Source organism: Saccharothrix sp. 6-C, from assembly GCF_016695385.1.
GTDB classification, from domain to species: Bacteria; Actinomycetota; Actinomycetes; order Mycobacteriales; family Pseudonocardiaceae; genus Actinosynnema; species Actinosynnema texasense.
In genome coordinates this window covers 73,909-100,146 of sequence record NZ_CP064192.1, presented here as the reverse complement: position 1 = coordinate 100,146, position 26,238 = coordinate 73,909, and the positions used below count along the sequence as shown (strand labels likewise).

26 protein-coding genes, 1 tRNA gene and 1 riboswitch are annotated in these 26,238 nt (G+C 72.0%); of the genes, 9 read left to right on the top strand and 18 right to left on the bottom strand.

Features of this window, described 5'->3' with window-relative positions; all coding sequences use genetic code 11:
- Window positions 1-28: 28 nt before the first annotated feature.
- From IOD16_RS00495 to rsmI, 7 genes are all read right to left on the bottom strand, one after another.
- Window positions 29-712: a methionine ABC transporter permease gene (locus IOD16_RS00495; RefSeq protein WP_201438473.1), complete on the bottom strand. Its 684-nt coding sequence runs from the start codon at window positions 710-712 to the stop codon at window positions 29-31.
- Entirely contained in the window at window positions 709-1,719 is a 1,011-nt protein-coding gene (locus IOD16_RS00490; RefSeq protein ID WP_123744188.1) for a methionine ABC transporter ATP-binding protein, read from the bottom strand. Before IOD16_RS00490 ends, IOD16_RS00495 begins: the two co-directional genes overlap by 4 nt.
- A gap of 201 nt (window positions 1,720-1,920) precedes the next feature.
- Window positions 1,921-2,013, bottom strand: a riboswitch (SAM riboswitch).
- Between the two features lie 86 nt (window positions 2,014-2,099).
- The gene (gene rsmA, locus IOD16_RS00485) at window positions 2,100-2,978 is read right to left on the bottom strand and encodes a 16S rRNA (adenine(1518)-N(6)/adenine(1519)-N(6))-dimethyltransferase RsmA (protein ID WP_236594661.1); all 879 of its coding nucleotides are present in this window, start codon (window positions 2,976-2,978) and stop codon (window positions 2,100-2,102) included.
- 59 nt (window positions 2,979-3,037) lie between these two features.
- Window positions 3,038-4,471 (bottom strand): resuscitation-promoting factor, encoded by a 1,434-nt coding sequence (locus IOD16_RS00480; RefSeq protein WP_201438471.1) that lies wholly within the window; start codon window positions 4,469-4,471, stop codon window positions 3,038-3,040.
- A 280-nt stretch (window positions 4,472-4,751) separates the two neighbouring features.
- On the bottom strand, window positions 4,752-5,588 hold the full coding sequence (locus IOD16_RS00475; protein ID WP_201438470.1) for a TatD family hydrolase: 837 nt from the start codon (window positions 5,586-5,588) through the stop codon (window positions 4,752-4,754).
- Window positions 5,585-7,375, bottom strand: a complete 1,791-nt coding sequence (gene metG, locus IOD16_RS00470) for a methionine--tRNA ligase (protein WP_201438469.1) — start codon at window positions 7,373-7,375, stop codon at window positions 5,585-5,587. The genes IOD16_RS00475 and metG overlap by 4 nt, the downstream gene beginning before the upstream one ends.
- A gap of 106 nt (window positions 7,376-7,481) precedes the next feature.
- Window positions 7,482-8,327 carry a 16S rRNA (cytidine(1402)-2'-O)-methyltransferase gene (gene rsmI / locus IOD16_RS00465; RefSeq protein WP_201438468.1) on the bottom strand — a complete coding sequence of 282 codons (846 nt, stop codon included), beginning with the start codon at window positions 8,325-8,327 and terminating at the stop codon, window positions 7,482-7,484.
- Between the two features lie 24 nt (window positions 8,328-8,351).
- Between rsmI and IOD16_RS00460 the strand changes: the two genes are divergently transcribed.
- Together IOD16_RS00460 and IOD16_RS00455 are read left to right on the top strand one after the other, a co-directional pair.
- Window positions 8,352-9,923, top strand: coding sequence for a dolichyl-phosphate-mannose--protein mannosyltransferase (locus IOD16_RS00460; protein WP_236594660.1), 1,572 nt, complete (start codon window positions 8,352-8,354; stop codon window positions 9,921-9,923).
- A gap of 92 nt (window positions 9,924-10,015) precedes the next feature.
- Window positions 10,016-10,414 carry a hypothetical protein gene (locus tag IOD16_RS00455; RefSeq protein ID WP_201438467.1) on the top strand — a complete coding sequence of 133 codons (399 nt, stop codon included), beginning with the start codon at window positions 10,016-10,018 and terminating at the stop codon, window positions 10,412-10,414.
- Here IOD16_RS00455 and IOD16_RS00450 read toward each other — a convergent pair.
- Window positions 10,395-10,853, bottom strand: coding sequence for an Lrp/AsnC family transcriptional regulator (locus IOD16_RS00450; protein WP_201438466.1), 459 nt, complete (start codon window positions 10,851-10,853; stop codon window positions 10,395-10,397). The genes IOD16_RS00455 and IOD16_RS00450 overlap by 20 nt on opposite strands.
- A 102-nt stretch (window positions 10,854-10,955) precedes the next feature.
- Here IOD16_RS00450 and IOD16_RS00445 point away from each other — a divergent pair, with 102 nt between their 5' ends.
- Both IOD16_RS00445 and IOD16_RS00440 read left to right on the top strand, forming a co-directional pair.
- Window positions 10,956-11,348, top strand: coding sequence for a DUF2000 domain-containing protein (locus IOD16_RS00445; RefSeq protein ID WP_201438465.1), 393 nt, complete (start codon window positions 10,956-10,958; stop codon window positions 11,346-11,348).
- Complete coding sequence (locus IOD16_RS00440) at window positions 11,345-11,611, top strand: hypothetical protein (protein ID WP_201438464.1); 267 nt, start codon at window positions 11,345-11,347, stop codon at window positions 11,609-11,611. The genes IOD16_RS00445 and IOD16_RS00440 overlap by 4 nt, the downstream gene beginning before the upstream one ends.
- On the opposite strand, the gene IOD16_RS00435 is transcribed toward IOD16_RS00440, so the two are convergent.
- Both IOD16_RS00435 and IOD16_RS00430 read right to left on the bottom strand, forming a co-directional pair.
- Window positions 11,562-13,547, bottom strand: a complete 1,986-nt coding sequence (locus IOD16_RS00435) for a serine/threonine-protein kinase (protein ID WP_201438463.1) — start codon at window positions 13,545-13,547, stop codon at window positions 11,562-11,564. The two genes, IOD16_RS00440 and IOD16_RS00435, sit on opposite strands and share 50 nt — an antisense overlap.
- Window positions 13,548-13,563: 16 nt before the next feature.
- Window positions 13,564-14,133 carry a TetR/AcrR family transcriptional regulator gene (locus IOD16_RS00430; RefSeq protein ID WP_123744198.1) on the bottom strand — a complete coding sequence of 190 codons (570 nt, stop codon included), beginning with the start codon at window positions 14,131-14,133 and terminating at the stop codon, window positions 13,564-13,566.
- A 58-nt stretch (window positions 14,134-14,191) separates the two neighbouring features.
- Between IOD16_RS00430 and IOD16_RS00425 the strand changes: the two genes are divergently transcribed.
- Window positions 14,192-14,899 carry an SDR family NAD(P)-dependent oxidoreductase gene (locus IOD16_RS00425; RefSeq protein WP_328809402.1) on the top strand — a complete coding sequence of 236 codons (708 nt, stop codon included), beginning with the start codon at window positions 14,192-14,194 and terminating at the stop codon, window positions 14,897-14,899.
- A gap of 62 nt (window positions 14,900-14,961) precedes the next feature.
- Here IOD16_RS00425 and IOD16_RS00420 read toward each other — a convergent pair whose 3' ends face one another.
- The 3 genes from IOD16_RS00420 to IOD16_RS00410 form a co-directional block, all read right to left on the bottom strand.
- On the bottom strand, window positions 14,962-16,278 hold the full coding sequence (locus tag IOD16_RS00420) for an alpha-lytic protease prodomain-containing protein (RefSeq protein WP_201438461.1): 1,317 nt from the start codon (window positions 16,276-16,278) through the stop codon (window positions 14,962-14,964).
- 160 nt (window positions 16,279-16,438) lie between these two features.
- Window positions 16,439-16,858 carry a VOC family protein gene (locus tag IOD16_RS00415; protein ID WP_123744201.1) on the bottom strand — a complete coding sequence of 140 codons (420 nt, stop codon included), beginning with the start codon at window positions 16,856-16,858 and terminating at the stop codon, window positions 16,439-16,441.
- Between the two features lie 91 nt (window positions 16,859-16,949).
- The gene (locus IOD16_RS00410; RefSeq protein WP_201438460.1) at window positions 16,950-19,925 is read right to left on the bottom strand and encodes a UvrD-helicase domain-containing protein; all 2,976 of its coding nucleotides are present in this window, start codon (window positions 19,923-19,925) and stop codon (window positions 16,950-16,952) included.
- Between the two features lie 114 nt (window positions 19,926-20,039).
- On the opposite strand from IOD16_RS00410, the gene IOD16_RS00405 reads away from it, so the two are divergent.
- Window positions 20,040-20,405, top strand: a complete 366-nt coding sequence (locus tag IOD16_RS00405) for a hypothetical protein (RefSeq protein WP_201438459.1) — start codon at window positions 20,040-20,042, stop codon at window positions 20,403-20,405.
- A gap of 81 nt (window positions 20,406-20,486) precedes the next feature.
- On the opposite strand, the gene IOD16_RS00400 is transcribed toward IOD16_RS00405, so the two are convergent.
- The 5 genes from IOD16_RS00400 to IOD16_RS00380 form a co-directional block, all read right to left on the bottom strand.
- Window positions 20,487-20,559, bottom strand: a tRNA-Ala gene (locus IOD16_RS00400).
- A 63-nt stretch (window positions 20,560-20,622) separates the two neighbouring features.
- Window positions 20,623-21,315 (bottom strand): divisome protein SepX/GlpR, encoded by a 693-nt coding sequence (sepX, locus tag IOD16_RS00395; protein WP_123744206.1) that lies wholly within the window; start codon window positions 21,313-21,315, stop codon window positions 20,623-20,625.
- A 161-nt stretch (window positions 21,316-21,476) separates the two neighbouring features.
- A complete protein-coding gene (locus IOD16_RS00390) occupies window positions 21,477-22,133 on the bottom strand; it encodes a GNAT family N-acetyltransferase (protein ID WP_201438458.1) in 657 nt (218 codons plus the stop codon).
- 34 nt (window positions 22,134-22,167) lie between these two features.
- Window positions 22,168-23,391, bottom strand: a complete 1,224-nt coding sequence (glp, locus tag IOD16_RS00385; protein ID WP_123744208.1) for a molybdotransferase-like divisome protein Glp — start codon at window positions 23,389-23,391, stop codon at window positions 22,168-22,170.
- Between the two features lie 15 nt (window positions 23,392-23,406).
- Window positions 23,407-24,288 (bottom strand): UTP--glucose-1-phosphate uridylyltransferase, encoded by an 882-nt coding sequence (locus IOD16_RS00380; RefSeq protein ID WP_201438457.1) that lies wholly within the window; start codon window positions 24,286-24,288, stop codon window positions 23,407-23,409.
- 38 nt (window positions 24,289-24,326) lie between these two features.
- Here IOD16_RS00380 and IOD16_RS00375 point away from each other — a divergent pair, with 38 nt between their 5' ends.
- The 3 genes from IOD16_RS00375 to IOD16_RS00365 all read left to right on the top strand — a co-directional run bounded on the left by IOD16_RS00375 (window position 24,327) and on the right by IOD16_RS00365 (window position 25,915).
- Window positions 24,327-24,893, top strand: coding sequence for a 5-formyltetrahydrofolate cyclo-ligase (locus tag IOD16_RS00375; RefSeq protein ID WP_201438456.1), 567 nt, complete (start codon window positions 24,327-24,329; stop codon window positions 24,891-24,893).
- Window positions 24,894-24,994: 101 nt separating this feature from the next.
- On the top strand, window positions 24,995-25,318 hold the full coding sequence (locus IOD16_RS00370) for an FmdB family zinc ribbon protein (protein ID WP_201438455.1): 324 nt from the start codon (window positions 24,995-24,997) through the stop codon (window positions 25,316-25,318).
- 87 nt (window positions 25,319-25,405) lie between these two features.
- Window positions 25,406-25,915, top strand: coding sequence for an SAF domain-containing protein (locus IOD16_RS00365; RefSeq protein ID WP_201438454.1), 510 nt, complete (start codon window positions 25,406-25,408; stop codon window positions 25,913-25,915).
- Window positions 25,916-26,238: the final 323 nt, after the last annotated feature.

Genomic DNA, 26,238 nt, shown 5'->3' with positions numbered 1-26,238 from the left:
GTCGTTCCTTAGGTGAGGAGGAAGGCGATCAGACGGACGCGGTGCGGCGGCGGTCGACGCCGCGGGCCACGCGGTTGGTGGTGAACTGGATCGCGGTGGCGATGACGGCCAGCACGACGACCGTGCTCCACAGGTAGCGGTCGTTGAACCGCTGGTAGCCCATGCGCACGGCGAGGTCGCCGAGCCCGCCGCCGCCGACCACGCCGGCCATCGCCGAGTAGCCCAGCAGGGCGATCGCGGTCACGCCGATGGCGTTGACCAGGGCGGGCAACGACTCGCGGAGCAGCACGCTGCGCACGATCCGCAGCGTGGACGACCCGGTGGTGACGGCGGCCTCGACCACCGACACGTGCACCTCGGCCAGCACGTTCTGGACCAGCCTGCCGACGAACGGGATCGCGCCCACGGCGAGCGGCACGATGGCCGCGGTCGGCCCGATGGTGCTGCCTAGCAGCAGCCTCGTCAGCGACGTCAGCACCACCAGCAGGACCAGGAACGGCATGGAGCGGCCCAGGTCCACGACGAACCCGAGCACCTTGTGCAGCACCGGCCGGGGCTTCAGCCCACCGGGTGCGGTGAGCTGAAGCCAGACGCCGACGGGCGCTCCGAGCGCAACGGCGATCAGGGTGGAGACGACCACCATGTACAACGTCTCGCCGGTGGCGACCAGCACGTCGTCGAACACGATGGACCAGGGTGTTGCGGACCTCACGCAGCTACTCCCTGGGGACCCGAGAGGGTCCGGCGCACCGAGCCGCCCGCTTCGGAGATCCACTCCAGCGCCGAGTCGGCGCGCTCGCCCTTCAGGCCGACGCGGAACCGCGCCACCGGGGTCTCGCCGAGCCTGGTGAGGCCGCCGCCGAGCAGGTTCAGCTCCACGCCGAACCGGCTGGTGGCCTCGGGCAGCAGCGCGCCCACGGCGGCGAAGCCGATCAGCACGACGTCCGCGACCCGGTCGAACGAGCCTTCCAGGGCCGGGTTCTGGTCCACGGCGGGCAGCAGCGACGCGGCCGTGCGGCTCGCGGCGTCCGACACCAGGTCGAGCACCTTGCCGTGCTCCACCACGCGGCCGTCCTCCAGCACCGCGACGTCGTCGCAGATCTTCCGGACCACGCCCATGTCGTGCGTGACCACGAGGACCGTCACGCCGAGCTCGGCGCGCGCCCGGTCGAGCACGGCGAGCACGGAGCCGGTGGTGTCGGGGTCGAGCGCGGACGTCGGCTCGTCGGCCAGCAGCACGGACGGCGACGCGGCGAGCGCCCGGGCGACCGCGATGCGCTGGCGCTGCCCGCCGGAGAGCTGGTCGGGGTACGAGCCGGCCTTGTCGGTGAGGCCGACGAGGTCGAGGAGCTCGGCGACGCGGGTGCGGCGCTGGGGCCCGGCGACGCCCGCGGCTTCCAGCGGCAGCGCGACGTTGCCCGCGGCGGTGCGCTGGCGCAACAGGGAGTCGCCCTGCGGCACCACGCCGATCTGCCGGCGGGCGGCGCGCAGCGCGGTGCCGTCGAGCGAGACGAGGTCGGTGCCGTCGACGCGGATCGCGCCGCTGTCGGGGCGCTCCAGGAGCGCGACGCACCGGGCCAGGGTGGACTTGCCCGCCCCGCTGGGGCCGACGACGCCGAGGACGGTGCCCGCGGCGACGTCCAGGTTCACGCCGTCCAGCGCGCGAACCTGCCCGGTACTCCCGGGGAAGGTCTTGGTGAGGTTCTCGACAGTGATCACGTTTCGCTCCACGACGGCATGCGGCGGCGCGCGCCCTTGGCGCGCGCGACCGACGGCTCAGCTCGGAAAGGTGTCCTGGATGGAGGACGCGGGAATTCGAGGCGCTTTCGGCTGTTCAGCGGCTGCGACAGGCCGAGGAGGTCCGGCGGCCGTGGTCGACGACCCGCCGGCGGGTGAGCATTCGCATCCTGGGCACGTGATCCTCCATCGTTCCTGGCGGAAGCACCTGCCCCCGTGGAGGGGTGGTTGCTGCGGCGTCGTGGAGCCAGGTCTCTCGGCCGCTCGGGATGGCACCACGAGTAGACCCGACCGGGACCGGCTGACGCAAGCCTGAAACAGGATCGTCCGGCAAATCACACTTTCGGCCGAAAGATCAACGACTACCGAGTGGACGCGACCTCGGCTATCCGGATGAAGTCGCCGACGGCCAGTTGTTCGCCGCGCACCGCCGGGTCGACGCCCGCCTCGACGAGCATCCGCTGGGCCTCGGCGGCGGAGCCGGCCCAACCGGACAGCGCGCCGCGCAGCATCTTGCGGCGTTGCGCGAAGGCCGCGTCCACCAACGAGAACAGCCGCTTCGGGTCCACAGTGGACAGCGGCTCGTGCCGGTCGAACGCGACCAGCGCCGAGTCGACGTTGGGCACGGGCCAGAACACCGAGCGCGGCACGGGACCGGCCCGGCGGGCGTCGGCGTACCAGGCGAGCTTCACGCTGGGCACGCCGTAGACCTTGCTGCCGGGACCGGCGGCCATCCGGTCGGCCACCTCGGACTGCACCATCACCAGGCCCGTGCGCAACGACGGCAGCACGGCCAGCAGGTGCAGCACCACGGGCACGGCCACGTTGTACGGCAGGTTCGCCACCAGGGCGGTCGGCGCGACCGGGAGCTGCTCCGGGGTCACGCGCATCGCGTCGGCGTGCACGACGGACAGCCGCTCGGCCAGCCCGGGCGCCCGCTCCGCCACGGTGACCGGCAGGCGGTCGGCCAGCACGCCGTCGATCTCCACGGCCACCAGCGCGCGACAGGAGGGCAGCAACGCCAGCGTCAGCGAGCCCAGGCCGGGGCCCACCTCGAGCACCACGTCGTCCGGGCGCAGGTCGGCCGCCGACACGATGCGCCGCACCGTGTTCGGGTCGTGCACGAAGTTCTGCCCCAGCTTCTTCGTGGGGCGGATGTCCAGCTCGGCGGCCAGCCGGCGGACGTCGGCCGGGCCCAGGAGGTGACTCCCGTGCCCTGCCGACGTCGAATCCTCAGTCACCCGACCCATTCTCCACCACCGCTCATCGCCCACGACGCGCGGTCGCGGGCGGCGCCGGGTTACGGCAGGCCGAGCTTCGACTGGCAGTGGGGCCACGCCGAGTAGCCGCCGCGCGCGTCGCGGAGCTTGGTGGCGACGGCGATCTGCTGCTCGCGGGTCGCCTGGTGCGGGTAGGCGGCGTACTGGGCGCCGCCGTAGGCGTCCCAGGTGCCCTTGTTGAACTGCAGGCCGCCGTAGTAGCCGTTGCCGGTGTTGATGGCCCAGTTGCCGGTGGCCTCGCACTGCGCCAACTGGTCCCAGACCGCGCCGTCGGGCGGGAGCTTGGTGCCGACCTTGACCTTCTTCGGCTTCGGCTCCTTGGTGACCTTCGCGCCCAGCTTCTCGCGGCCCACCTCGGCGCCGTTCTTCACCGTGACGCGGTAGGTGACGATCTGCTCGCCGGCCTCGCCCGGGTCCAGGACCTCTTTCTGGCCCTTCATCATGGCGTCGTCCTTGACCTCCTCGACGGGCGGCTGGACGGCCTCCGTCGCGTTGATCACCGACACGCCGGTGCGCGTGATGTGGACCTCGGCGCCGTTGGTGACGCGCAGGTCGAACGCGGTCTCGAGCTTGTCGTCGGGGCCGAGCGACAGGTTCTCGCCCTTCAGCAGCTCCTCGACGGTCACGGCGGTCGTGCGGATCTGCCGGGGCTCGTTGCCGCCGTCGTAGAGGGTGACCGTCTTGAGGCTCTTGACCTCGAGCGAGAGGCCGTCGAGGGGGACGGCCATGCCGCGGTCGTGGGAGAGCCACGCGCCCTCGTCGGCGACCTGCAGCTGGTCCAGCGCCTCGTCCACGGTGACCGAGCGGACCCAGCCCTCGCGCTGCTCGCCGTCGACCGTCATCTTCACCAGCCGGCCGCGGTCCAGCGAGATCTTCCCGCCGTCGCTGACCTTCGCCTGGGGTGACGGGCTCAGCGCGTCGTGCTCGCCGATCACGATGCCCTCGTCGGCGAGGATCTCGCCGACGGTCGACTCGTACGTGCGGACGGTGGTGGCCTCGCCGTCGACGTCGACCGTGACGGACTTGTCCATCGCGATCGCGGTGGCGCCGCCGCCGGAGATGGTGACCAGCACGGTGAGGACGGCGGCCTTCAGGAAGCGGCGCTTCCACTTCCCCGCGGCTTCGACCAGCGCGGCGGGCGGGGCGCTCGGCCGCTCGGCGGCCAGGCTGCCCGCGACCCGGTCCTGGGAGACCTCGTCGGGGATGATGATCGGCGGCAGGAGCGTGGTCTCGGCGTTGATGAGCCGGATCAGCTCGTCGACGTCGACGTTCGCCCCTGCGAGCAGCTCGTCGGCGTCCGGTCCCAGCACTTCCAGCACGTCGTCCGGGGTGATGGTGAACACCGCGGTGTCCCACTCGGACGGCGGCCCGGGTCTGTCCAGGACGTCGACACCGGTCGCGGGTGTCGGCTGCACGGGCGTAAACCAGTCGGTGTCCTCGTTGAACGAGTTCACGGGGTGCCATACCTCCTGAAGGCGCGAAGTCCGGCTACGCGCACGGTTCGGTGTCGGTGGTCAGCTGGTGATCTCCGGCAACTCCCGCGCGTGTTCGGCTTCTCGCTTCTGGTGTCAACGTGACCCGCCCCGACTGCGGGTGCGCCCCGAATCACGACTCGGGGCACGGTCACGGGACCGTAACGGGTCCGCGGGGGTTGTGCCAACACCCCGACAACCCTTGTGAGTTCAGTCACTCCGTCAGGGGAGCAAGTCTGTCCGCCATTCGTCGTAAGGAGGATTACGACTTCACCGCGTCACGAAGACCGAAGACGCGTTCGGCGTTTCGAGTGATCTTCGTGGCCAACTCACCCAGGTCGGCCTCACGCAGCGTCGCCAGATCCCGGAGCGTGTAGTTCGCGCAATACGGCTCGTTCGGGCGACCTCGGTACGGGTGGGGCGTGAGGAACGGCGCGTCCGTCTCGACGAGCACGTGGTCCTCCGGCACCCACCGCGCGGCTTCCCGCAGCGCGTGGGCGTTGCGGAACGTCGTCGTGCCCGCGAACGAGAGCACGAACCCGCGCTCCACGCACGCGCGCGCGAACGCGAGGTCGCCGGAGAAGCAGTGGAAGACCACGGTGGCCGGCGCGCCCTCGGCGTCGAGCACCGCGAGGATGTCGTCGTGCGCGTCCCGGTCGTGGATCATCAACGGCTTGCCGACCCGCTTGGCCAGGTCGATGTGCCACCGGAAGGCCTCGTGCTGGGCGGCCTTCGGCGCGTAGTCCCAGTAGTAGTCCAGGCCGGTCTCGCCGATCGCGACGACCCGGGGCCCCTCGGCGAGCCGGGCCAGCTCGGCCTGCTCGGCCTCGCCGAAGGTCGACGTGCGCGTGGGGTGCAGGGCGACGGCGGCGAACACCCGGTCGTCCCAGGTGGCGGCCTCGGCGGCCCAGCGCGCGGCGTCGAGGTCGTCGGCGACGGTGACCACGCGGTCCACGCCCGCCAGGGCGGCCCGGTCGAGGACCTCGCGGACCTGGTCGGGCGTCCGCGCGCCGCACGCGTCGAGGTGGGTGTGGGCGTCGACCACCGGCGCCGGCAGCGCCTCCGGGACCGGTGGTCGTTCGCCCCGTCGCTTCGTCACTTCGCGATCGGGGCCCACTCGGGGCCGGTCTCGCCCAGCTCCGGGTCGAGCTTCGCGAACAGCGGCGCGGGCTTGGCCAGCGGCCTGCCCACCTCGATCGGGGTGGACGACCAGGTCGCCTGCTCGGCCGCGTAGTCGCCGGTCAAAACCGGGTACTCGCGGTCGGGCACGTCCAGGTCCGCCACGTCGGTCAGCTCCGGCTGGGCCGCCCACACGCCCGTGCCGCCCAGCGCCTCGTGCACCTTCTGCGCCGAGTGCGGCAGGAACGGCGTCAGCAGGGCGTTGGCGTCCTGCACGACCTGCAACGCGGTGTGCAGCACGGTGTCGCGGCGCTCCGGGTCGTCCTTGAGCTTCCACGGCTCCTGGTCGGACAGGTAGCGGTTGGCCGCGCCGACCACCTTCATCGCCTCGGCGGAGGCCTGCTTGAACCGGGAGCGGCGCAGGTTCCCGCCCACCACGTCGAACGCCTTGCGGGACAGCTCCAGCAGCTCGTGGTCGGCCTGGGTGGGGCTGGTCGGCCGCGGGATCGCGCCCACGTTCTTGTGCGCCATCGAGATGGACCGGTTGACCAGGTTGCCCCACTCGTTGGCCAGCTCGAAGTTCGTCCGGCGGACGAACTCCTCCCAGGTGAAGTCGGTGTCCTGGTTCTCGGGGCCGGCGACGGAGATGAAGTAGCGCAGCGCGTCCGGCCCGAACTCCTTCAGGAAGTCGGTGACGTAGATCACCGTGCCGCGGGAGGTGGAGAACTTCGAGCCGCTCATGGTCAGGAACTCGGAGCTGACCACCTCGGTGGGCAGGTTCAGCGCGCCGAACGAGCCGGGCTCGCCGCCCTTCGCGCCCTGGCCGTTCTGCCCGAGCAGCAGGGAGGGCCAGATCAGCGAGTGGAAGACGATGTTGTCCTTGCCCATGAAGTAGTAGCTCTGGGCGTCGCCGGTCCAGAACTCCTTCCAGGCGTCGTCGTCACCGCTGCGGCGGGCCCACTCGACGGACGCGCTGAGGTAGCCGATCACCGCGTCGAACCACACGTAGAAGCGCTTCATCGGCTGCTCGCGCCAGCCGTCGAGCGGGATGGGGATGCCCCAGTCCAGGTCGCGGGTGATGGCGCGCGGGCGCAGGTCGCTGATGAGGTTCTGGCTGAACTTGAGCACGTTCGGGCGCCACTCGGTGCGGGTCTGGAGCCAGCCGCCGAGCGCGTCGATGAACTGCGGGAGGTCGAGGAACAGGTGCTCGGTCTCGACGAACTTCGGCGTCTCGCCGTTGATGCGCGAGCGCGGGTTCTTCAGGTCGACGGGGTCGAGCTGGTTGCCGCAGTTGTCGCACTGGTCGCCGCGGGCGCCGTCGTAGCCGCAGATCGGGCAGGTGCCCTCGATGTAGCGGTCGGGCAGGGTGCGGCCGGTGGAGGGGCTGATCGCGCCCATCTCCGTCTTCGGGATGACGTAGCCGTTGCGCCAGAGGGCCAGGAACAGCTCCTGGACCACCTTGCGGTGGTTGCCGGTGGTGGTCCGGGTGAACAGGTCGTAGGACAGGCCGAGGCCCTGCAGGTCGTTCGCGATCACCCGGTGGTACTTGTCCACGAGCTCGTGGGTGGACAGGCCCTCCTTCTCGGCCTGCACCGAGATGGGTGTGCCGTGCTCGTCCGAGCCGGAGACCATCAGCACCCGGTTGCCCGACATGCGCATGTAGCGGGAGAACACGTCGGAGGGGACACCGAAACCGGAGACGTGACCGATGTGGCGGGGGCCGTTGGCGTAGGGCCACGCCACCGCGGTCAGCACGGAGGCACTCATGGGCCAAGCCTACGGAGCCGCTTCCAGCGGGTTTTGCCGGGAGGGGCAGTCCACGAGGGGCCGGGTGGGGAAGGTCGCCCGGTCGGCTGACGGCGGCCCGCCCGTCTCACCCCTGGCTGATCGCGGCGTCGTACAGGGCCTTCTTGCTCACCCCCGCCGCCTCCGCGACCTCCGCCGCCGCCGTCTTCATCCGCTCGCCGTCGGCCACGCGCTGCCGCACCTCGGCCACCAGCGCCTCCATCGGCGGGGCCTCGCGGGCCTCGGCGGGCGCCAGCACGACGGTGATCTCCCCGCGCACGCCCTCGGCCGCCCACTCGGCCAGCTCGCCGAGCCCACCCCGCTTGACCTCCTCGTACGTCTTCGTCAGCTCCCGGCACACGGCGGCGCGGCGGTCCGCGCCGAGCACGTGCGCGGCGTCGGCCAGGGTGTCCGCCAGCCGGTGCGGCGACTCGAAGAAGACGCAGGTCCGCGACTCGTCGAGCAGCCCGCCGAACCACCGCCGGCGTTCGCCCTGCTTGCGCGGGGGGAAGCCGTCGAAGCAGAAGCGGTCCGACGGCAGGCCCGACACGGCCAGCGCGGTCGTCACGGCGGACGGGCCGGGCAGGCACGTGACCCGGATGTCCTCCTCCACGCACGCCGCCACCAGCCGGTAGCCGGGGTCGGACACGCTCGGCATGCCGGCGTCGGTCACCAGCAGCACCGTCCGCCCGTCCCGCAGCGCCTCCAGCAGGCCGGGCAGCCGGGCCGTCTCGACCTGGTCGTAGAAGCTGACCACCCGCCCCGCGGGCGTGACGTCCAGGGCCGAAGCGAGCGACCGCAGCCGTCTGGTGTCCTCCGCCGCGATCACCTCGGCCGTGCCCAGCGCCTCGACCAGGCGCGGTGACGCGTCCCGGACGTCGCCGAGCGGAGTAGCCGCCAGCACCAAACGGCCTGATCCAGATACAGGTCTCACGTCTCTCACCCTACGATCGTGCGCGTGAGCCTGATCGCACCGCAGTCCGCAGACGACGTGGTCGACGCCGGCGAGGTACCGCCGACGAGCCCGCCACCGGGCAACGACCGCGAACAGCGGGCCCGCCAGCTCGAACCCGGAGCGATGAGCGACGCCCTCAGGGGCTGGCTCATCACGCTGGCCGTGGCGTTGATCGGCGGTGTGGTGCGGTTCTGGAACCTCGGGTTCCCGACCGACAAGGGCACCCCGGTCTTCGACGAGAAGCACTACGTGCCGCAGGGCGCGCAGGTGCTGCGCAACGGCGGGTACGAGGACAACCCCGGCTACGAGCTGATCGTCCACCCGCCGCTGGGCAAGCAGCTCATCGCGATCGGCGAGTGGCTGTTCGGCTACGACGGCGTCGGCTGGCGGTTCGCCTCGGCCGTCGCGGGCACCTTGACGATCCTGCTGGTCGTGCGGATCGCCCGGCGGATGACGCGGTCGGACCTGATCGCCGCCATCGCGGGCGTGCTGCTGATCGCCGACGGCATGAGCCACGTGCAGTCGCGGATGGGGATGCTGGACGCGTTCCTGACGTTCTTCGTGGTGGTGGCGTTCGCGTGCCTGGTGGTGGACCGCGACCAGGTGCGGGCCCGGCTGGCCGTCGCGGTGCGCGAGGGCTGGGTGACGAACTCGCCGTACGGCCCGTGGCTGGGTTTCCGCTGGTGGCGGTTCGCGGGCGGGATCGCGCTGGGCCTCGCGTGCGGCGTGAAGTGGTCCGGGGTGTGGTACATCGCGTTCTTCGGCGTGCTGTCGGTGCTGTGGAGCGCGCTGGCGCGCCGTTCGGCGGGCGTGCAGCGGCCGTGGCTCGGCGCGTTCGCGAAGGACCTGCTGCCGTCGCTGTTCGCGCTGCTGGTGATCCCGATGCTGGCGTACCTGGCGACGTGGTGGGCGTGGTTCGCGTCGGAGACCGCCATCGACCGGCACATCGCGGGCACCAAGATCCCCGAGGACGGCTGGATCCCGGCGCCGCTGCGGGCCCTCTGGTACTACAGCGGCAACGTGCTGGAGTTCCACACCAAGCTGGTGACCTCGGAGACCAACCGCCACCCGTGGGAGTCGAAGCCGTGGACGTGGCCGATGGGCCTGCGGCCGATGCTCTACTACTTCGAGGGCTCGGTGCAGGGCTGCGGCGGGCCGAGCTGCGTCGGCGCGATCATGCTGATCGGCACGCCCGCCCTGTGGTGGCTGTCGTTCCCGATGCTGGCGTGGGCGATGTGGCAGTCGATCGCCAAGCTGGACTGGCGCTACGCGGCCGTGCTGGTCGGGTACGGCGCGGGCTTCCTGCCGTGGTTCATCAACGTGGACCGGCAGATGTACTACTTCTACGCGATGCCGATGGCGCCGTTCCTGGCGCTGGGCATAGCGCTGGCGCTGGGCGAGGTCCTGGGCAAGCGGACCGACGGCCGGGAACGCCGCGGCACCGGTCTGCTCGCGGTGGCGCTGTACGTGGGCCTGGTCGTGGCCAACTTCGTGTGGCTGTGGCCGATCCTCAACGGCATCCCGATCACCCCGGAGGTCTGGGACGCCCAGAAGTGGCTCCCGTCCTGGAACTGACCGGCGGTAACGAACCGCGTCTTGGCGGTGATGACAGGTCGACACCGACGGAGCCCCGCCGGAGGACGGACCGAGATCGTCGCGGAGATCCGATGGCACTGTTCAGCAGGACGCCCGAAGAAGTGGCCGCGAAAGCGGCAGCCGCCGCCGAGGCGAAGGCCCGGCAGGACGCTGCCCGGTTCGCGGCCTCTCCCGCGGGGCAGGCACGGACGGCGAGGGAAGAAGGAGCTCAGCTCTTCCAGATCTCGATCGACCTGGAAAGCACATCTGCTCGGTCGAGCCTCGGCACCGCCGCGGTCCAGCGGCGCAGCAACGACCACACGCAGATCCTGAACGAGGTCGTGGCCGAAGGCTGGAAGTTCGAGGCGATCTCGACGACGTTCATCCCGACCACCACGACCACCACCGAACGCTGGTACACCAACGGCACCCGGGAAGCCACAGCCGGCGTCGTCCTCGCCACCTACGTGTTCAGCGCGGCAGCTCGGTGAGCACGGGGTTGCGGATGCTCTCGTAGATCACCGAGCTGCGGAAGCTGATCACCTCGCGGCGTTCGCTCAGGCGGTCGATGAGGAACGCGTGCAGGTGCTCCAGGTCCGGCACGGCGAGGTGGATGAGGAAGTCGTCGTCGCCCGCCACCACGTACATCGCGGTCACCTCCGGCAGCGCGCCGATCGCCGCCTTGAAGTTGGCGATCACGGCGCGGCTCATCGGGCGCAGCCGGGCCGCGACGAACGCCTGCACGGGCCGGTTGAGCGCGCTCAGGTCCACGTCCGCGTGATAGCCCCTGATGACGCCGCGCTCGCGCAGGGCCCGCAGGCGCTCCAGGCAGGTCGAGGGCGCGACGCCGAGACGCCGCGCCAGCTCGCGGTTGGTCAGCCGCGCATCCAGCTGCAGATGCCTGGTGATCGCCGAATCAAGTTCGTCCACGTGCAGATCATGGCAAACCCCGGCGAACGAAGTTCGGTGGCGCTGGAACAGGGCGTTCAGATGAGCGAGTCTGGGGCAAACCACCGAACGAACGGACCGGACGTGCTGCCGACCAGACTCGCGTTGATCCTGCGTGACGACCTGCCGCCCAACCTCGCCGCGAACGCCGCCGTCGTCCTCGGCCTCACCCTCGGCGCGCGGCTGCCCGACCTGCTCGGCGAGGACGTCGAGGACGCCGACGGCACCCTCCACCTCGGCCTCAACACGCACCCGGTGCCGGTGCTGACCACGTCCGCCGAGCACCTCAAGGAGCTGCACCGCGCCGAGGGCGTGCTGAAGATCGGCTTCACCGAGGTCGCCCGCCGCTCGCGCGCCTACCCCGAGTACGTGGCGGCGCTCGCCCTCGCCGAGGACCCCGGGTTCGTCGCCGTCGCCCTCTACGGCCCGAGGACCGAGGTCACCCGCCTGACCCGCAAGCTGCCGTTGATGGCATGAAGCTCACCGCGTCGTACGGGGACGCGGAGCCGGACACCTCGACGCGCGTCGCGTCGACCACGCTCGCGGCGGTGACGGCGGCGGGACCGGCCGCCGCCGTCGAGCTCCTCCGCTGCCGCACCGCGCCGGCGCCCGCGTTCTCCCGGTCACCGACGGCCGGGCCGCCGGTGACCGGGGTCGCGGCCCTGGTCAGCGCCCGGTTCGGGGCACGGGTCAGCGCACGGGTCGGGTGGGCGGTTCCGGCCGGTCGATCATCCGCGTGACCGGGCCTTCCTTGCTCAACCCGGCCTGTGAGAGCCACGTGCTCAGCTCGGTGCGGATCGCGCCCAGCGCCGGCCGCTTGGCCGGGTCGGCGTCCAGCGCGCTGGTCAGCAGCCGGGCGTGGGCGCTGTGCTGGGGCAGCTTCACGCACGGCTCGCCCTGCGCGGCGGCCATCAGCGACGAGATCGGGTTCTCCCGCGACCCGCGCGGCGGGTGGCCGGTGAGCGCGTAGCTGACCGTCGCGGCGAGCTGCCAGGCGTCCGACGCGGGGCTGGCCGCCTCGCCGCGGGCGGTCTCGGGCGCGAGGAAGTCCGGCGTGCCGACCATCATCCCGGTGGCGGTGAGCGTGCTGTCGCCCTTCGACCGGGCGATGCCGAAGTCGATCAGGTGCGCGGTGCCCTGGGTGTCCACGATGACGTTGGACGGCTTCACGTCCCGGTGCAGCACGCCCTGCTCGTGCGCGGCGGCCAGCGCGTCCGCCATGTTCACCCAGAGCCGGGCGGCGAGGGTGTCGGCGAGCAGGCCGCTGGTGAGCACGACGTTCGACAGCGGTTCGCCGTCGATGTACTCCATGACGATCGCGAGCCCGTCCGGGTCCTGCACGATGTCGAACACGCGCACGCAGTTCGGGTGCCGCACGGCGGCCAGAGCGCGCGCTTCACGCAACATGCGCTGCTCGGTGTCGTTGTCGGGGGCGTGCGCGAGCTTCACCGCGACCGTGCGGGCCAACTGCTCGTCCACGGCCAGCCACACCGTGCCGAACCCGCCGCGGCCGAGCTGGCGGATCCGCCGGAACCGCCCGCCCGCCGGGTTCCACACCTTGCCGGAGTCGGGCGTCGGGGTCGGTGTCGGGCCGCTGTTGCCGCCACCCGGGCCGAACGGCAGCGGGCCGGGCGTGTCGGCCAGCGGCGCCGGGTGCTCCGGCCTGGTCGGCCTCGGCGCCTCGACGGGCACGGGCACGTCGGCGACCCGCGTCGGCGGGTAGTGCCGGACCGGCGGCGTCGGCCGGTAGGGCGGGATCGGCTGGTAGGGCGGGATCTGCGCGGGCTGGTAGGGCGGCGGCTTCTCCACCTTGTAGGGCGGCGGCTGGTGCGGTTGACGAGGCTGCTGCGGTTGCTGCGAGGCCGACACCTGCCGGCGCGGCTGCGACGACTGGTGCGGCGACGACTGGTGCGGCTGCTGCTGGGAGGACTGGTGCGGCTGCTGGGAGGACGACGGCGGTGGCGTTCTCGACACCGCGGGTTGCGGGCTCGGGTTCCCGCGATCGCGACCGGGGCGGTTCAGCATGGCGGTAGTCAACCCGAAAACCCGCACGACCAGGGAGCCCGCCACCGCGATCGGGAAGAACCCGAGCAGCAGGTGGCCCACCAAGGACACCGGCAGCGCGGACGTCGACAGCAGCAGGACCAGGAACGGCGGCCAGAACACGCGGCGCGGCCAGTTCGGGCCGAGCCGGAACGCCGAGCCCGCCTGGAGCATCACGAACAGCAGGCACAGCAGCGCGAGCAGCGCCGTCACCCCGGCGATCACCACGTCCGGCACCCCGGACCGGCCGGTGATCGCGGTGATGAACGGGTCGCTGCCGATCAGGTAGTCGTACTGGCTCAGCGCCAGGCACGGCGACTCGTCCAGCGACTCCATGCCCGGCAGCGCGCGGGTGCGCAGCAGCTTGTAGGTGGCCGAGAACGCCATCCAGGGCAGCACCAGCGTGCTGACCACGCCGAGCACGGCGAAGATCGCGCCGGTGAACGGGCCGTAGGAGTTGCCGACCACGCGGCGGACGGTGATCGACAGCAGCGCGGCGACCGTCGGCAGCACGCCGATCACGGCGCCGAACGCGGTGGCGGTCCAGGCCCAGTCGCCGGGGCAGAGGGGCACACCGGCCCAGTCGTGCAGCCACGCCAGCAGCGACTCCGCCAGCTCCACGACCCGCACCACCCCTTCTCGTCGTCTCTCAGGGTACGGGTGCGGGCCACACCGACAGTGCCGTCCGGGCAACATCGTGCAGTTCAGCCCGCGTGGCGCCGTCCCTGGCCAGCGACGACATCCCCCGGACGGTCGCGGCGACGAACACGGCGAGCCGCCGCGCGTCCGTGCCGGCGGGCAGCGCGCCGGTCGCGACGTCGTGCCGGATCTTGGCCTCGACCGCCCGTCCGGCCTGGTCACGAAGGTCGTCCAGCTCGGGCGCGCTGAGGATCAGGCAGCCCCTGGGCCGGTCGGGGGTCGTGTACTCGACCGCGGCTTCGGTCAGGATCCGTTCGACGGCCCGGCGCGCGGTGGGCTCTTCTTCGAGGGCCCGCGCGGTGAACGCGCCGTAGGTCTGCCGGTAGCGGGCGACGGCCTCGGCGAAGAGGGCGCGCTTGTCGCCGAACGCGGCGTAGAGGCTCGGCGGGTTGACGCCGGTGGCCGCGGTGAGGTCGGCGACGGAGGTCGCCCGGTAGCCGTCGCGCCAGAAGGCGCGCGTGACCTGGTCCAGCACGTCGTCCCGGTCGAATCCCCGCTTGCGCCCCACCACGGCACTCATTCTATAACGTCCGCTACAGTTCGCCATTGTATAGCGACCGTTACAGATTGGGGTGCTGGTGAAGACGGCATTGGTGACCGGGGCGAGTCGCGGGATCGGGCGGGCGATCGCGGCGCGGCTGGCGGCGGACGGGATGCGGGTGGTCGTGCACTACGCGCGGGACGCCGACGCGGCCCGAGCCGTGGTGGAGGAAGCCGGGGGCGGGGCGTTCGCGGTGCGGGCGTCGCTGCCCTCGCAGCTCGACGCCTTGGTGGCGGCCCTGCCGCCGCTGGACGTGCTGGTGAACAACGCCGGGATCGGACTGCCCGCGCCGATCGAGGACGTGACACCCGAGGCGTTCGAGGAGGTGTTCGCGGTCAACGTGCGGGCGCCGTTCTTCCTGGTGCAGCGCACGCTGCCGCTGCTGCGGGACGGTGGGCGGATCGTGAACATCTCGTCCGGGGCCACGCGCATCGCCATGCCGGTCGGCATCGCGTACTCGATGACGAAAGGCGCGCTGGACACGTTCACGCGCACCCTGGCCCAACACCTGGGGCCGCGCGGGATCACCGTGAACACGGTCGCGCCGGGAGTGGTCGACACCGACGTGAACGCGTCGTGGCTGCGGGGGAACCCGGCGGCGGAGGCGGCGATGGCGGCGCGGTCCGCGCTGGGGCGGATCGGCCGGGCCGACGACATCGCCGACGTGGTCTCGTTCGTGGCGTCGGACCGGGCGCGGTGGCTGACGGGCGCGTGGCTGGACGCGACCGGAGGAGCCCACCTGTGAGCGGATGGGGCCCGGCTCGCCGCGTGTGCGAGCCGGACCCCGCGCGTGTGCTCGCCGCTAGCTCACACGCGCTCCCACAAGGCGGGCACCGCCGGCGGATCCCAGCCTGGTTGGGACGTGTGCCCCTGCAAGCACCTGTACCCGACGCCGTCGTACGTCACGAGGGAGCCGGTCGTGTACGCGACGCCTGGCTGCCAGGTGGTCTGGCCGGGGTCCGTGGTGGTCGTCGTGGTCGGCGAGGTGGTGCTGGTTGGCGTGCCGCCACTGACGATCAACTGGAGGCCGTAGACCTGGAGGATCTCGTTGACCGGCTGGAAGTAGATCGTCCCGCCGGACGTGCAGTTCCCGGAGCCACCGGAGGTGACGCCCTGCGCCTGGTCACCCGTCAGCCACGAGCCGCCGGAGTCGCCCGGTTCGGCGCAGGCGTTCGTGCGGGTGAGGCCGGTGATCGTGCCTTCGGGGTAGGTCACGGAGGTGTTCTTCTGCTGGATGGTGCCGCAGCGCCAGCCCGTGGTGGAGCCGGAGCGGCAGACCGACGCGCCCACCGGGGCCTCGGTGGAACCGGCCACCGGGACCGTGCCGGGGTAGCGGTTGACCAGGCCCCGGCCGGTGTTGCCGGCGGCCGTGCGGACCCAGGCGTAGTCGTTGCCGGGGAAGCTGGAGCCGGCGAACGTGCCGCTGGGCTGGGTCGTGCTCGCACCCGTGCTGCCGCAGTGCCCGGCGGTGACGAACCCGCCCTGGACCGCGAAGCCGACCGAGCAGCGCGAACCGCTGCCGATGTAGTAGGCGTTGCCGCCGATCACGTCGGCCAGCGGGCGCGGGTCCTCAGTGGACCGCTCGATCCGGACATCGGCCTCACCCAGACCGCTGGTGCGCGCGAACGCCTTCGCGGCGGTCACGTCGCGAGCGAGGACGACCACGGTGTTCGTGGGCGCGTCGACGTACCAGCCGGGGACGCCGCGGGGCGCGCTGCGCGCGTTCCGGTCGAGCTTGGCCTTGAGGGCGTCGAGCTGGGCGAGCGAGCGCGCCACCAACGCCGGCCGCGCGCCCTCCGCTTCGACGGCCTGGATCTGCGACGCCGCCGTGACGCCGACGACGAGCTCGGTGGCGTCGGCGTTGAGCCAGGCCCCCGCGAAACCGGGCCCGAGCCTCGCCTTGAGCGTGCTCTCGGTCCGGGTGGCGACCGCTTCGCGCTGGATGCGCGCCCGTGCCTGGTCGGGGGTCAGGTGGAGGTCGCGCGCCAGGGCCGCGACCATGCCGCCGTCGACGTCCGTGCGCGGCGGTGGTGGGCCCGCAGTCGCGGTGGTGGCCAGTGCGGCTGCCAGTCCGGCAGCGCTCAGAACCGCCACGGCGACCGCGGCGACAGTGCGTCGAGTCATCCGCTTGTCTCCTTGCAGGGGTGGTGACACGGGATGCGGGGCCGTTGCCCCCGACGCTAGCCGGCGAGAACCCGGGGCGGATATGCCAGTCCAGTCATAACGCCACGTTATGGTCTAGTCCATTCCCGGGAGCGGTGACCGCTCGGAGGGGTGGCGCGGGCTAGCAGACGCAGAACTCGTTGCCCTCCGGGTCGGCCATGACCACGTGGTGTTCCGGGTACTCCCCGACCACCCTCCCGCCGGCCGCCCGCAGTTGCGAGACCTTGCGCCACACCGTCGCCCAGCGATCTTCCGGCGGTGCCTCCAGGCTGACCCGGATGTCGAAGTGGAGGCGGATCTTCTCCGTCTTCGGTTCCCTCACCTGCTGCAGGAACAGCCTCGGACCCGCGCCCGTCGGGTCGTGCAGCCAGGCGCCGTCGTCCTGGTCGTCGTCCGGGTCGTCGTAGTGCGCCACCCACTCCGCCCTCGTCTTGAACGGCGGGGGCGGGGGTTCGTCCTCGTAGCCCAGGGCCAGTTTCCAGAACTCGGCCAGCTCGGTCGGGTGGTGGCAGTCGAGGGCCAAGCCGATGGTGTGCGCCATCCCACGACGCTAGCCAAGGGGTCCGACAGTTCCCGCCGGCGACTCCGCCCCCTCAGCCGCGCCGGTCGCCTCGGCCGCAGGTCCTCCGGTGTCAGAGCAGGCTGAGCTGGGTGCCCTTCCGCTTCCGCTTCGGCTGCGCGTCGCCCAGCTGCTCATAAGCCTTCAGCGCCGCCAGGAACGGGGACTTCGGCCGCCCCGACGTGTGGCTCAGGAACAGGTGCCGCTGCGCCCTGGTCATCCCGACGAAGAACAGCCGACGCTCCTCGTCCACCGCCTCCACGTCGTCCGACCCCGGCCACCGCAACGGCAGCAGGCCGTCCTCACAGCCGACGATGAACACCACCGGGAACTCCAAGCCCTTCGACGCGTGCAGCGTGAGCAGCGAGATCCGGTCCGCCCTCGGGTCCCACGTGTCCACCTCCACCCCCAGCGCGAGAGCCGTGTGGAAGCGCTCGAAGTCGGCCCCGCACTCAACCGCCAACGGCTTCAGCAGCTCATAGGCGGTGTGGTCGTCACCGGCCACGGCACGCACGCGGTCCAGCACGGTGGAGCCGCCCGCGAACGCCAGGTCGTGGGCGATCCGCGCCACCCCGGGCCGGTCGGCCAACCGGTCGTGCGAGCGCTTCTGGAACGGCAGGCCGGACTGCGTCAACGCCTCGACCAGCGCCCGCGACTGCCGGTCCGTCCGGTACAGCACGGCGAAGTCCGAGAAGCCGAGCCCCTGCGTCCCGTCACCCACCACCCGCCCGCTGTCGAACGCGTGGAACGACGCGCCGCCCAGCACCTGCTCGATCGTGCGCGCCACGAACCCCGCCTCGGCCGCCTCCGACGACGCGTGGTGCACGCCGATCGGCGCGGCGCCGTGGTCCACCATCGGCCGCAGCTCCCGCCCCGGCACCAGCGACGACGGCGCGATCACCTGCATCGCGCCCGTCACCACCGCCGTCGACGACCGGTAGTTCCTGGTCAGCTGTACGGTCCGCGCACCGGGGAAGTCCTCCCGGAACCGCAGGAAGAACCCGACGTCGGCGCCGCGGAACCGGTAGATCGCCTGGTCCGGGTCGCCGATCGCGGTCAGGTTGCCGTCCGGCGGCGCCAGCAGCCGCAGCAGCCGGTACTGCTGCTCGTCCACGTCCTGGTACTCGTCCACCGACACCCACCGCCACCGCGCCCGGTAACCGGAGACCAGCGGAGGCGACTCCTCCAACAACGACAGCGGCAACGAGATCAGGTCTTCGAAGTCCACCAGGTCCTGCGCCCGCAACGCCTTCTTGTACCGCGCGTCCCCCGCGTCGACCAGCTCCCGCGCCTCCTTCCCGTCCGCGACGACGGTCAGCGCCACCTCCAGCTGCCGCTCCGGGTCCGCCACCCCGAACGACGCCGACAACCCGAAGGACGCGCCGTGCTCGCGCAGGATCAGCACGCCCAGCGAGTGGAACGTCGCGATCGTCACCTCGTCGACGGCGTCCGGCGCGAGCAGCGCCAGCCGTTCCGCCATCTCCTCCGCCGCGCGGCGGGTGAACGTGATCGCCAGGCACTCCGACGCCGGCACGCCCCGGGACGTCACCAGGTCCGCGATCCGGTGCGTCAACGTCCGAGTCTTGCCCGTCCCCGGCCCGGCGATGATCAGCAACGGCCCGCCGGCCACCTCGGCCGCCGCCCGCTGCTCCGGGTCGAGACCGTCCAACAACGACGAGCCGGAGGACTCCGCGACCGGTGCCGCGACGGCGACCGGGGCGGGCGCGGGCGCCGGCCGTGCACGCTCCACAGTGGACGGCGCCGGGGCGTCGTAGTCGAACAACGCGAACGCCGACCGCCGCCGGTCCAGCTCCCCCGGCTCGAACACCGTGATCACGCCGTACTCGCCGTCGTAGCCCGAGTCGCGCACCACCTCGCCACGCCGCAGCCGGGTCACCGCCTCGGCCAGCAGCGGCGAGTGCACGGCGATGTCGTCGGCCGGCACGTCCCGCAGGATCACCAGCTCCGGCCCGAGCGCCGCGGTCAGCTTGTCGATCTCCGCGACCACCTTCTTGCTCTTCGGCCCGGTGCCGACGATCTCGCTCACGATCTCCGGTAACGGCACCAGGCTGGTGAACCCGGCCGCGCCGGCGGGACGCGAGCCGTGCGGCCGGTCGGCCAGCTCCGCCACCCGGCTGAGCACGCCGACCGTCAACGGCTTGCCGCACTCCGGGCAGATCCCGCGGTGCGCCGACGTCTCCTCGGGTTCCATCCGCACGCCGCACTTGCGGTGCCCGTCGACGTGGTACTTGCCCTCCTCCGGGAAGAACTCGAGCGACCCGGCGAACCCCTCGCCGGTCTCCAGCGCCGACCGCACCGAGTAGTAGTCCAGGTCGGTGTCGAACACCGTCGCCTCACGACCCAGCGCCGGCGGCGAGTGCGCGTCCGAGTTGCTGACCAGCCGGTACCGGTCGAGGCTCGACACCCGCCAGTTCATCTCCGGGTCCGACGACAGCCCGGTCTCCACCGCGAAGATGTGCGGCGCCAGGTCGACGTAGCAGTCCTCGATCGCGTCGAACCCGGACTTCGAGCCGAGCACCGCGAACCACGGCGTCCAGATGTGCGCGGGCACCAGGTAGCCGCCGCACTCGAGCGTGATCTCCAGCAGGTCGCGCGAGTCGAGCCCGAGGATGGGCCGCCCGTCCGACCCGAGGTTGCCGATCTTGGCCAACCGGGCGTTGAACCGCGCCGCCGACGACAGGTCGGGCATGTAGACGAGGTGGTGCACCTTGCGGGTGCGGTCGCCGCGCTTGTAGATCGTCGAGATCTCCACCGACAGCATGAACCTCACCGGCGCCGCGGCCAGCGACGGCGGCAGCCTGCGGTCGATGTCGCGGTCGAGCTCGTCCCGCAGCCGGAACAGGCCGGGCGTCGCCTCGACCAGGTTCTCGCTGAGGTGGTCGTACCAGGCGGGGTGGGTGAAGTCGCCGGTGCCGACCAGCGAGATCCCCTTGCGGCGGGCCCACCAGGTCAGGTGTTCGAGGTCGCAGTCACGGCTGCAGGCCCGGGAGTACTTGGAGTGGATGTGGAGATCCGCCACAAAGCGCACCGGCCAGAGCGTAGTGACCGATCCACTCCGCCGTCGCGCCAGGTGTCCGCGTGGGCCGAGCACTGTGGACGGCCCGCGTCGCGCCATCGCGCGACCGTGGCAGAAGATCGACCCGTGACCTCTGGGATGAACCCGTCGGACGACGACGAGCAGTGGCGGGCTGAGATGCTCGCCGCCGTCAGCACGGGCGATCCGCAGGTGGCGAACCCGGCGCTGCTCGAGCTGACCTACGACGACCTCGACGGCGAGTGGGTGGAACCGATCCTGCTGCACCTGGCCCCGCGGCACGACGTCCAGTTGCGCCGCCTGGCCGCGACCTGCCTCGGGCACCTGGCACGCGTCCACGGCAAGATCACCAGGGGGACCGTGGTGCCCGCCTTGCAGGCCCTGCTGTCCGACCGCGTGCTGGGCGGCACAGCGCAGGACGCCTTGGACGACATCGAGCAGTTCGCCCCGGCGGAACCGGGGACCCACCCGTGACGCACCGCCGTCAGGGGCCACCAACACCGAAGAGCGGGAACCGGAGGACCGGTTCCCGCTCTTCGCGTGCTGTGTCACTTGTGGAGCTGAGGGGAATCGAACCCCTGACCTACTCGATGCGAACGAGTCGCGCTACCAACTGCGCTACAGCCCCGTGTTCTGTTGTCGTGCGGGAGGAAGCATATCAGTAGTCGGGGGGTGGTTTTGCCACCCCCCTCTACTCGCCCGACGCCCGGCGGTACGGGAGGGCGTCGGGGCCGTCCAGCTCGACGAACAACGGGTCCTCGTCGTCCAGGTCCACCACGACGGTGCCGGGGCGGGCCTGGTGCTGGAACCTCGGCTGCGGGGGCAGGCCCGACTGGTCGCGGGACGGCTCGGACTCCGCGGACGGCGCGGCGGCGGTGTGCGGCTGCGCGTCCGCGGCCGACCGGGCGGCGGGACGACGGCGGGACTGGGAGTGCCTGGCCACGCGGCGCGCGCGGATCTCCTCCTCGATCCGCACCTGCCGGCGCAGGTACCCGAGGTAGGAGACGAGCGTCACGTCGACGGCGGCGTGGCCCCACCAGGCGAGCGGGTAGAACACGCCGGCGACGACGCCGGTGACCAGGGCGAGCAGCAGGAGCGTGCCGACGACGCGGCGGCGGAAGGCGTACTTCGCCTGGGCCACGATCGCCGCGGTCTCCGGGTCGTAGCCGCCGCGTCCCGGGCGGAACGGCCGGTGCTCGACGAAGTCGAGGTCCGGCTCGTCGTAGTCGTCGTACTCCTCGAAGTCCGGGTCTGCCTCGGGCATGGCGTCGTACCCCTCCTCCATGCTGCCGCGCGACGCGTCGGCGCGCTTGCGCGCGACCATCGGCACGAGGACGACCAACCAGGCCACGACCAGTCCCACGACGATCAGCGAGCTCGGCATCCCCGTCACCTCCCCCTACCCCGCGGCGCGCTCGGTGGTGCGCATGCCACGCTAGTCACAACAGTCACACCTGTGTCGGAGGCACGCCGACTGGCGTACGTACCAAAGTGTGGTGTATCACCCACTTTCGGGTGATCCGAATAAGCCGGTCGGCCCGCAGATCAGGCGGTTCGGGCGTATCCCTGTGCGACCAATCGGCGTACGAGACCTTCGGGCGAGGCTTCTTCGGCGGTCATCGCGAAGCACAGGTGGTCGCGCCAGTCGCCCGCCACGTCGAGGTAGCGCAGGAACAGGCCCTCCTCCCGGAAGCCCGCCTTGGCGAGCACCCGCAGGCTGGCCCGGTTCTCCGGCCGGACGGTCGCCTCCAGCCGGTGCAGGCCGCCCGCGCCGAAGCAGTGGTCGACCACGAGCGCCAACGCCGCGGTGGCCACGCCGCCGCGCGCCCGGTCGGCCGCCACCCAGTAGCCGACCCACGCCGAGCGCAGCGAGCCGCGCACGATGTTGCCCACGGTGATCTGCCCGGCCAGCTCGCCGTCCACGGTGATCACGAACGGCAGGGCCTGGCCGCGCCGGGCCAGCGACTTGAGCGAGGACCACTGCGGCGGCCACGCCAGCGGCGCGTTGCGCTCGTGCCACCCCTCGGCCGCGGTGGGTTCCCAGTCCTCCAGGTACGCCCGGTCGCGCAGCCGGGCCCGCGACCACGTCGAGGCGTCGAACAGCTTCGGCGGCCGCAGCTCCACCAGGCCCGCCGCGACCCTCAGCGGTCCGAGCCGCGCGGGCCAGCCGGGGTGCCTGCCGCCGTCACCCGCGAAACTCATCCATCCCCACTGTGTCTCGTTCCCGTCAGGGGTCTCATCCCCGTTGGGCGAGGAAGCTGACCATGACCTCTTCGCCGACCGCCACGTCCGTCACGTCCTCGTCGACCATGACCAGGCAGTTCGCCTCGGCCAACGACGCCAGCAGGTGCGACCCGGAGGTACCCAGCGGCTGCACCAGGTACTCGCCGTTGTCCGCGTCGCGCAGCAGCTGGCCGCGCAGGTAGCCGCGCCGGCCCTTCGTGGACGTCAGCGGCGACAGCAGCCGCGCGCTGACCGCCCGCCGGTACGGGTTGCGCTTGCCGAGCGCGGCCCGGATCAGCGGACGCACCAGCACTTCGAAAACGACCAAGGCGCTCATCGGGTTCGCGGGCAGCAGGAACGTCGGCACCGCGTCCGGTCCGAGCCTGCCGAAGCCCTGCACCGAACCGGGGTGCATGGCCACCCGGGTCACGTCGACGTCGCCGAGGTCGGCCAGCGCGGCGCGCACCTCGTCGCCGATGACGCCCCCGACGCCACCCGCGACCACGACGATCTCCGACAGCAGCAACCTGCCCTCGACGACCTCCCGCATCCGGCGCGGGTCGGACGACTGGATGCCGACCCGGCTGACCTCGGCGCCCGCGTCCCGCGCGGCGGCGGCCAGCGCGTAGGAGTTGACGTCGTAGACCTGGCCCTGGCCCGGGGTGCGGTCGACGTCGACCAGCTCCTCGCCGAGGGAGATCACCGACACCCGCGGCCGGGGGTGGACCAGCACCTTGTTGCGGCCGACCGCGGCGAGCAGGCCGACCTGGGCGGCGCCGATGGACGCGCCGCGGCGCACCGCGACGTCACCGGTCTGCACGTCCTCGCCGGTGCGCCGCACGAACGCCGCGGACGGCACGGAGCGGTGCACGGTGACCTTCGCCGCGTGCCCGTCGGTGTAGTCGACGGGCACCACGGCGTCGGCCAGCGTCGGCAGCGGCGCGCCGGTCGCGACCCGCACCGCCTGGCCGGGTTGCAGTCGTCTGGGCTGGCGGGACCCGGCGGGGATCTCGCCGACCACCGGGAGCGTGACCGCTTCCTCGTTGGCGGCCTGCACGTCGACGCTGCGCACGGCGTAGCCGTCGACCGCCGCCTGGTCGAAACCGGGCAACGCGCGCTCGGCGACGACCTCCTCGGCGCAGAGCAGGCCCTGCGACTCGGAGATCGCGACCCGCACGGGGGCGGGCCGCACGGCGGCGGCGACCACCCTGGCGAGCTGCTCGTCCACTGACCTCATGAGTTGACCTTCGTTTTAGGAGTTGGCGAGGCGTGCCCGCAACCACTCCCCCAGCTCGGGCCCGTAGTCGGGGTGCTCCAGTGCGAAGTCAACCGCAGCTTTGAGGAATCCCCCCGGATTGCCCAGGTCGTGTCGCCCACCGCGGTGGACCACGACGTGCACGGGGTGGCCCTCGTTGATCAGCAGCGCGATGGCGTCGGTGAGCTGCAGCTCGCCGCCCGCGCCGGGCGTGATGCGCTTGAGGGCGTCGAAGATCGCCCGGTCGAGGAGGTAGCGGCCGGCCGCGGCGAACGTGGACGGCGCGTCCTCGGCCTTGGGCTTCTCGACCATGCCGACGACCTGCTTGACGTCGTCGTCACCGGTGTCCTTGACGTCGAAGACGCCGTAGGCGGAGATCTGCTCCTTGGGGATGTCGAACGCGCACAGCACGCTGCCGCCGAGCTTCTCGCGGACCGCGGCCATCTTCGACAGCACGCCCGTGGGCAGCACCAGGTCGTCCGGCAGCAGGACGGCGACGGCCTCGTCCGCCCCGGTCAGGTTGCCCTCGGCGCAGGCGACCGCGTGCCCGAGGCCCAGCGCCTTGTCCTGGATGGCGGTCTCGACGGTGAGCAGGTTCGGCGCGCGGCGGACCTTGGCGAGCAGGTCGGCCTTGCCGCGCTCCTCGAGCGTCGCCTCCAGTTCCGGCTGCGGGCGGAAGTACTCCGCGACGGCGTCCTTGCCGGGGGAGGTCACGATGACCAGCTTCGTCGCGCCGGCCTCGGCGGCCTCGGTGGCGACGAGCTCGATGCCGGGGGTGTCGACGACCGGCAGCAACTCCTTGGGCACCGCTTTGGTGGTGGGGAGGAAGCGCGTGCCCAGGCCTGCCGCCGGCACGATCGCTGTCTGGAAGGCGCTCATGGCCTGCGAGCGTAACGGCGCGCTTAGGGTGACCTGCCATGACGTCCGGTGAACGTGATCGGAAGGCGACTCTGCGCACACGGCTGCGGGCCGGGCGGCGGGGCGCGGTGCTGCCCCGGATGGTGGACGAGGTGCTGTCCGCCGTCGCCGAGTTCGGCGTTTCGCCTGGTGAGACCGTGTGCGCTTATGTCGCTTCGGCGGCGGAGCCCGGCTCGTTGGCGATGGTGGAGGCGCTGCGGGCGCACGGGTTGCGGGTGTTGCTGCCGGTGGTGGTCGGGGACGGGCTCGACTGGGCCGCCTACGACGGGCGGTTGCGGGTGGGCGCGTTCGGGCTGCGGGAGCCGGAGGGGGCGCTGCTGGGCGCGGAGGCCGTCGGGTCGGCGGCGTTGGTGCTGGTGCCGGCGTTGGCGGTGGACCGCTCCGGGGTGCGGTTGGGCAAGGGCGGCGGTTACTACGACCGGGTGTTGCGGCTGGCCGCGGGTCCGGTGGTGGCGGTGGTGCGGGACGAGGAGTTCGTGCCGTCGTTGCCGGCGGAACCGCACGACGTGCGGGTGGACGCGGTGCTGACGCCCGCGCGGGGTGTGGTCCGGCTGCCGTCGCTGTGACTTTGACCTGTGATGTTTGCGCCACATATGCCGGGTGGCGCATCATCGGTGTTGGCACTCGTGACGCAGGAGTGCCAACCAGGACTCGTGGAGGGCTCACCGTGCCGACCTACCAGTACGCCTGCACCGAGTGCGACCACCGGTTCGACGCGGTGCAGTCCTTCTCGGACTCCGCGTTGACCGAGTGCCCCCAGTGCTCCGGCAGGCTGCGCAAGCTCTACGGCGCGGTCGGCGTCGTGTTCAAGGGCAGCGGCTTCTACCGGACCGACAGCCGTTCGTCGTCCTCGGCTTCGCCCGCGGCCACGCCGGCTCCGGCGGCCGCGAAGTCCGAGTCGTCTTCGTCGTCGTCTTCCACGTCGTCTTCGTCTTCGTCTTCGTCTTCGTCGTCCTCGACGTCGAGCGCGCCGGCTGCCGCCGCGTCCTGATCGGAAGTTGTCCACAGGCCCCCGAGTTGTCCACAGCTCGGGGGTTCGCGCTGTCCGAACCCCCGTCCCGTCCCTACCGTCACAACCATGCTCCTGCACCTCAGAAGGATCCTGGCGGGCCTGTTGGCCCTGGTAGCCGTGGGTGTGGCCGTGCTGCCGGACGGTTCGACGGTCGACGTCCTGGTGGCGGCGCGCGATCTTGCCCCCGGCGTGCCGCTCGGTGCGGACGACGTGCGCGTGGTCGCCGTGCCACCGTCCTTGTCGCCGGCGGGCGCGGTCGCGTCGGCTGACGCGTCGGGCCGCAGCCTGGTGAGCGCGGCCCGTTCCGGCGAACCGCTGACCGATGCCCGCTTGTCCCCGGTCGACCCGGGCGTGTCGTCGGTGGCCGTGCACCTGGCCGACGCCGGGGTGGTGGGCCTGCTGCGGCCGGGGAGCCGGGTGGACGTCGTCGGCGCGGGGTCGGAGGTGCTGGCAGCGGACGCCTCGGTGGTCGCCGTGCGCGACGGCGAGGTCGTCGTGATCTCCGCGGAGCGCGCCGCAGCCCACCGCCTGGCCGCCGAAACCCTGGCCGGCCCAGTCGCCCTGATCCTGCGCTGACCACCGGCCACCCGCCACGCGCCGGCACCTCAGACACAGACGCGCCACCACACCGCCTGAACACCGGCGCTACGCCTTCCACACCCCTGCCTGCCCATCTGCCCTGTCCTCCCGGGCAATCCCGCCCACCGACCCGCCACCCGCCAGCAACCAGCCGCCCCGCCGAGCCCCCGCCCGCCCCTGCCGCACGGTCGCGTCTGGCGATCGCCCGGCTGTCGCATCCTCAGTCCGCTTTGTCCGTGCCATCGCCCGACCCCGAACCTTCGCCGGTGCCGTCCACGCCGTCCTGGTTCGTGACCTCGCTTGCGCGCCTCCGGTCGCGT

Bases quoted from the DNA above. Each gene is read 5' to 3' on its own strand.
- metG (WP_201438469.1), bottom strand. From the start codon at position 7,375: ATGAGTGCCTCCGTGCTGACCGCGGTGGCGTGGCCCTACGCCAACGGC.
- IOD16_RS00455 (WP_201438467.1), top strand. From the start codon at position 10,016: ATGGCACTGTTCAGCAGGACGCCCGAAGAAGTGGCCGCGAAAGCGGCA.
- IOD16_RS00440 (WP_201438464.1), top strand. From the start codon at position 11,345: ATGAAGCTCACCGCGTCGTACGGGGACGCGGAGCCGGACACCTCGACG.
- IOD16_RS00430 (WP_123744198.1), bottom strand. From the start codon at position 14,133: ATGAGTGCCGTGGTGGGGCGCAAGCGGGGATTCGACCGGGACGACGTG.
- IOD16_RS00420 (WP_201438461.1), bottom strand. From the start codon at position 16,278: ATGACTCGACGCACTGTCGCCGCGGTCGCCGTGGCGGTTCTGAGCGCT.
- IOD16_RS00415 (WP_123744201.1), bottom strand. From the start codon at position 16,858: ATGGCGCACACCATCGGCTTGGCCCTCGACTGCCACCACCCGACCGAG.
- sepX (WP_123744206.1), bottom strand. From the start codon at position 21,315: ATGCCGAGCTCGCTGATCGTCGTGGGACTGGTCGTGGCCTGGTTGGTC.
- IOD16_RS00390 (WP_201438458.1), bottom strand. From the start codon at position 22,133: ATGAGTTTCGCGGGTGACGGCGGCAGGCACCCCGGCTGGCCCGCGCGG.
- glp (WP_123744208.1), bottom strand. From the start codon at position 23,391: ATGAGGTCAGTGGACGAGCAGCTCGCCAGGGTGGTCGCCGCCGCCGTG.
- IOD16_RS00380 (WP_201438457.1), bottom strand. From the start codon at position 24,288: ATGAGCGCCTTCCAGACAGCGATCGTGCCGGCGGCAGGCCTGGGCACG.
- IOD16_RS00375 (WP_201438456.1), top strand. From the start codon at position 24,327: ATGACGTCCGGTGAACGTGATCGGAAGGCGACTCTGCGCACACGGCTG.
- IOD16_RS00365 (WP_201438454.1), top strand. From the start codon at position 25,406: ATGCTCCTGCACCTCAGAAGGATCCTGGCGGGCCTGTTGGCCCTGGTA.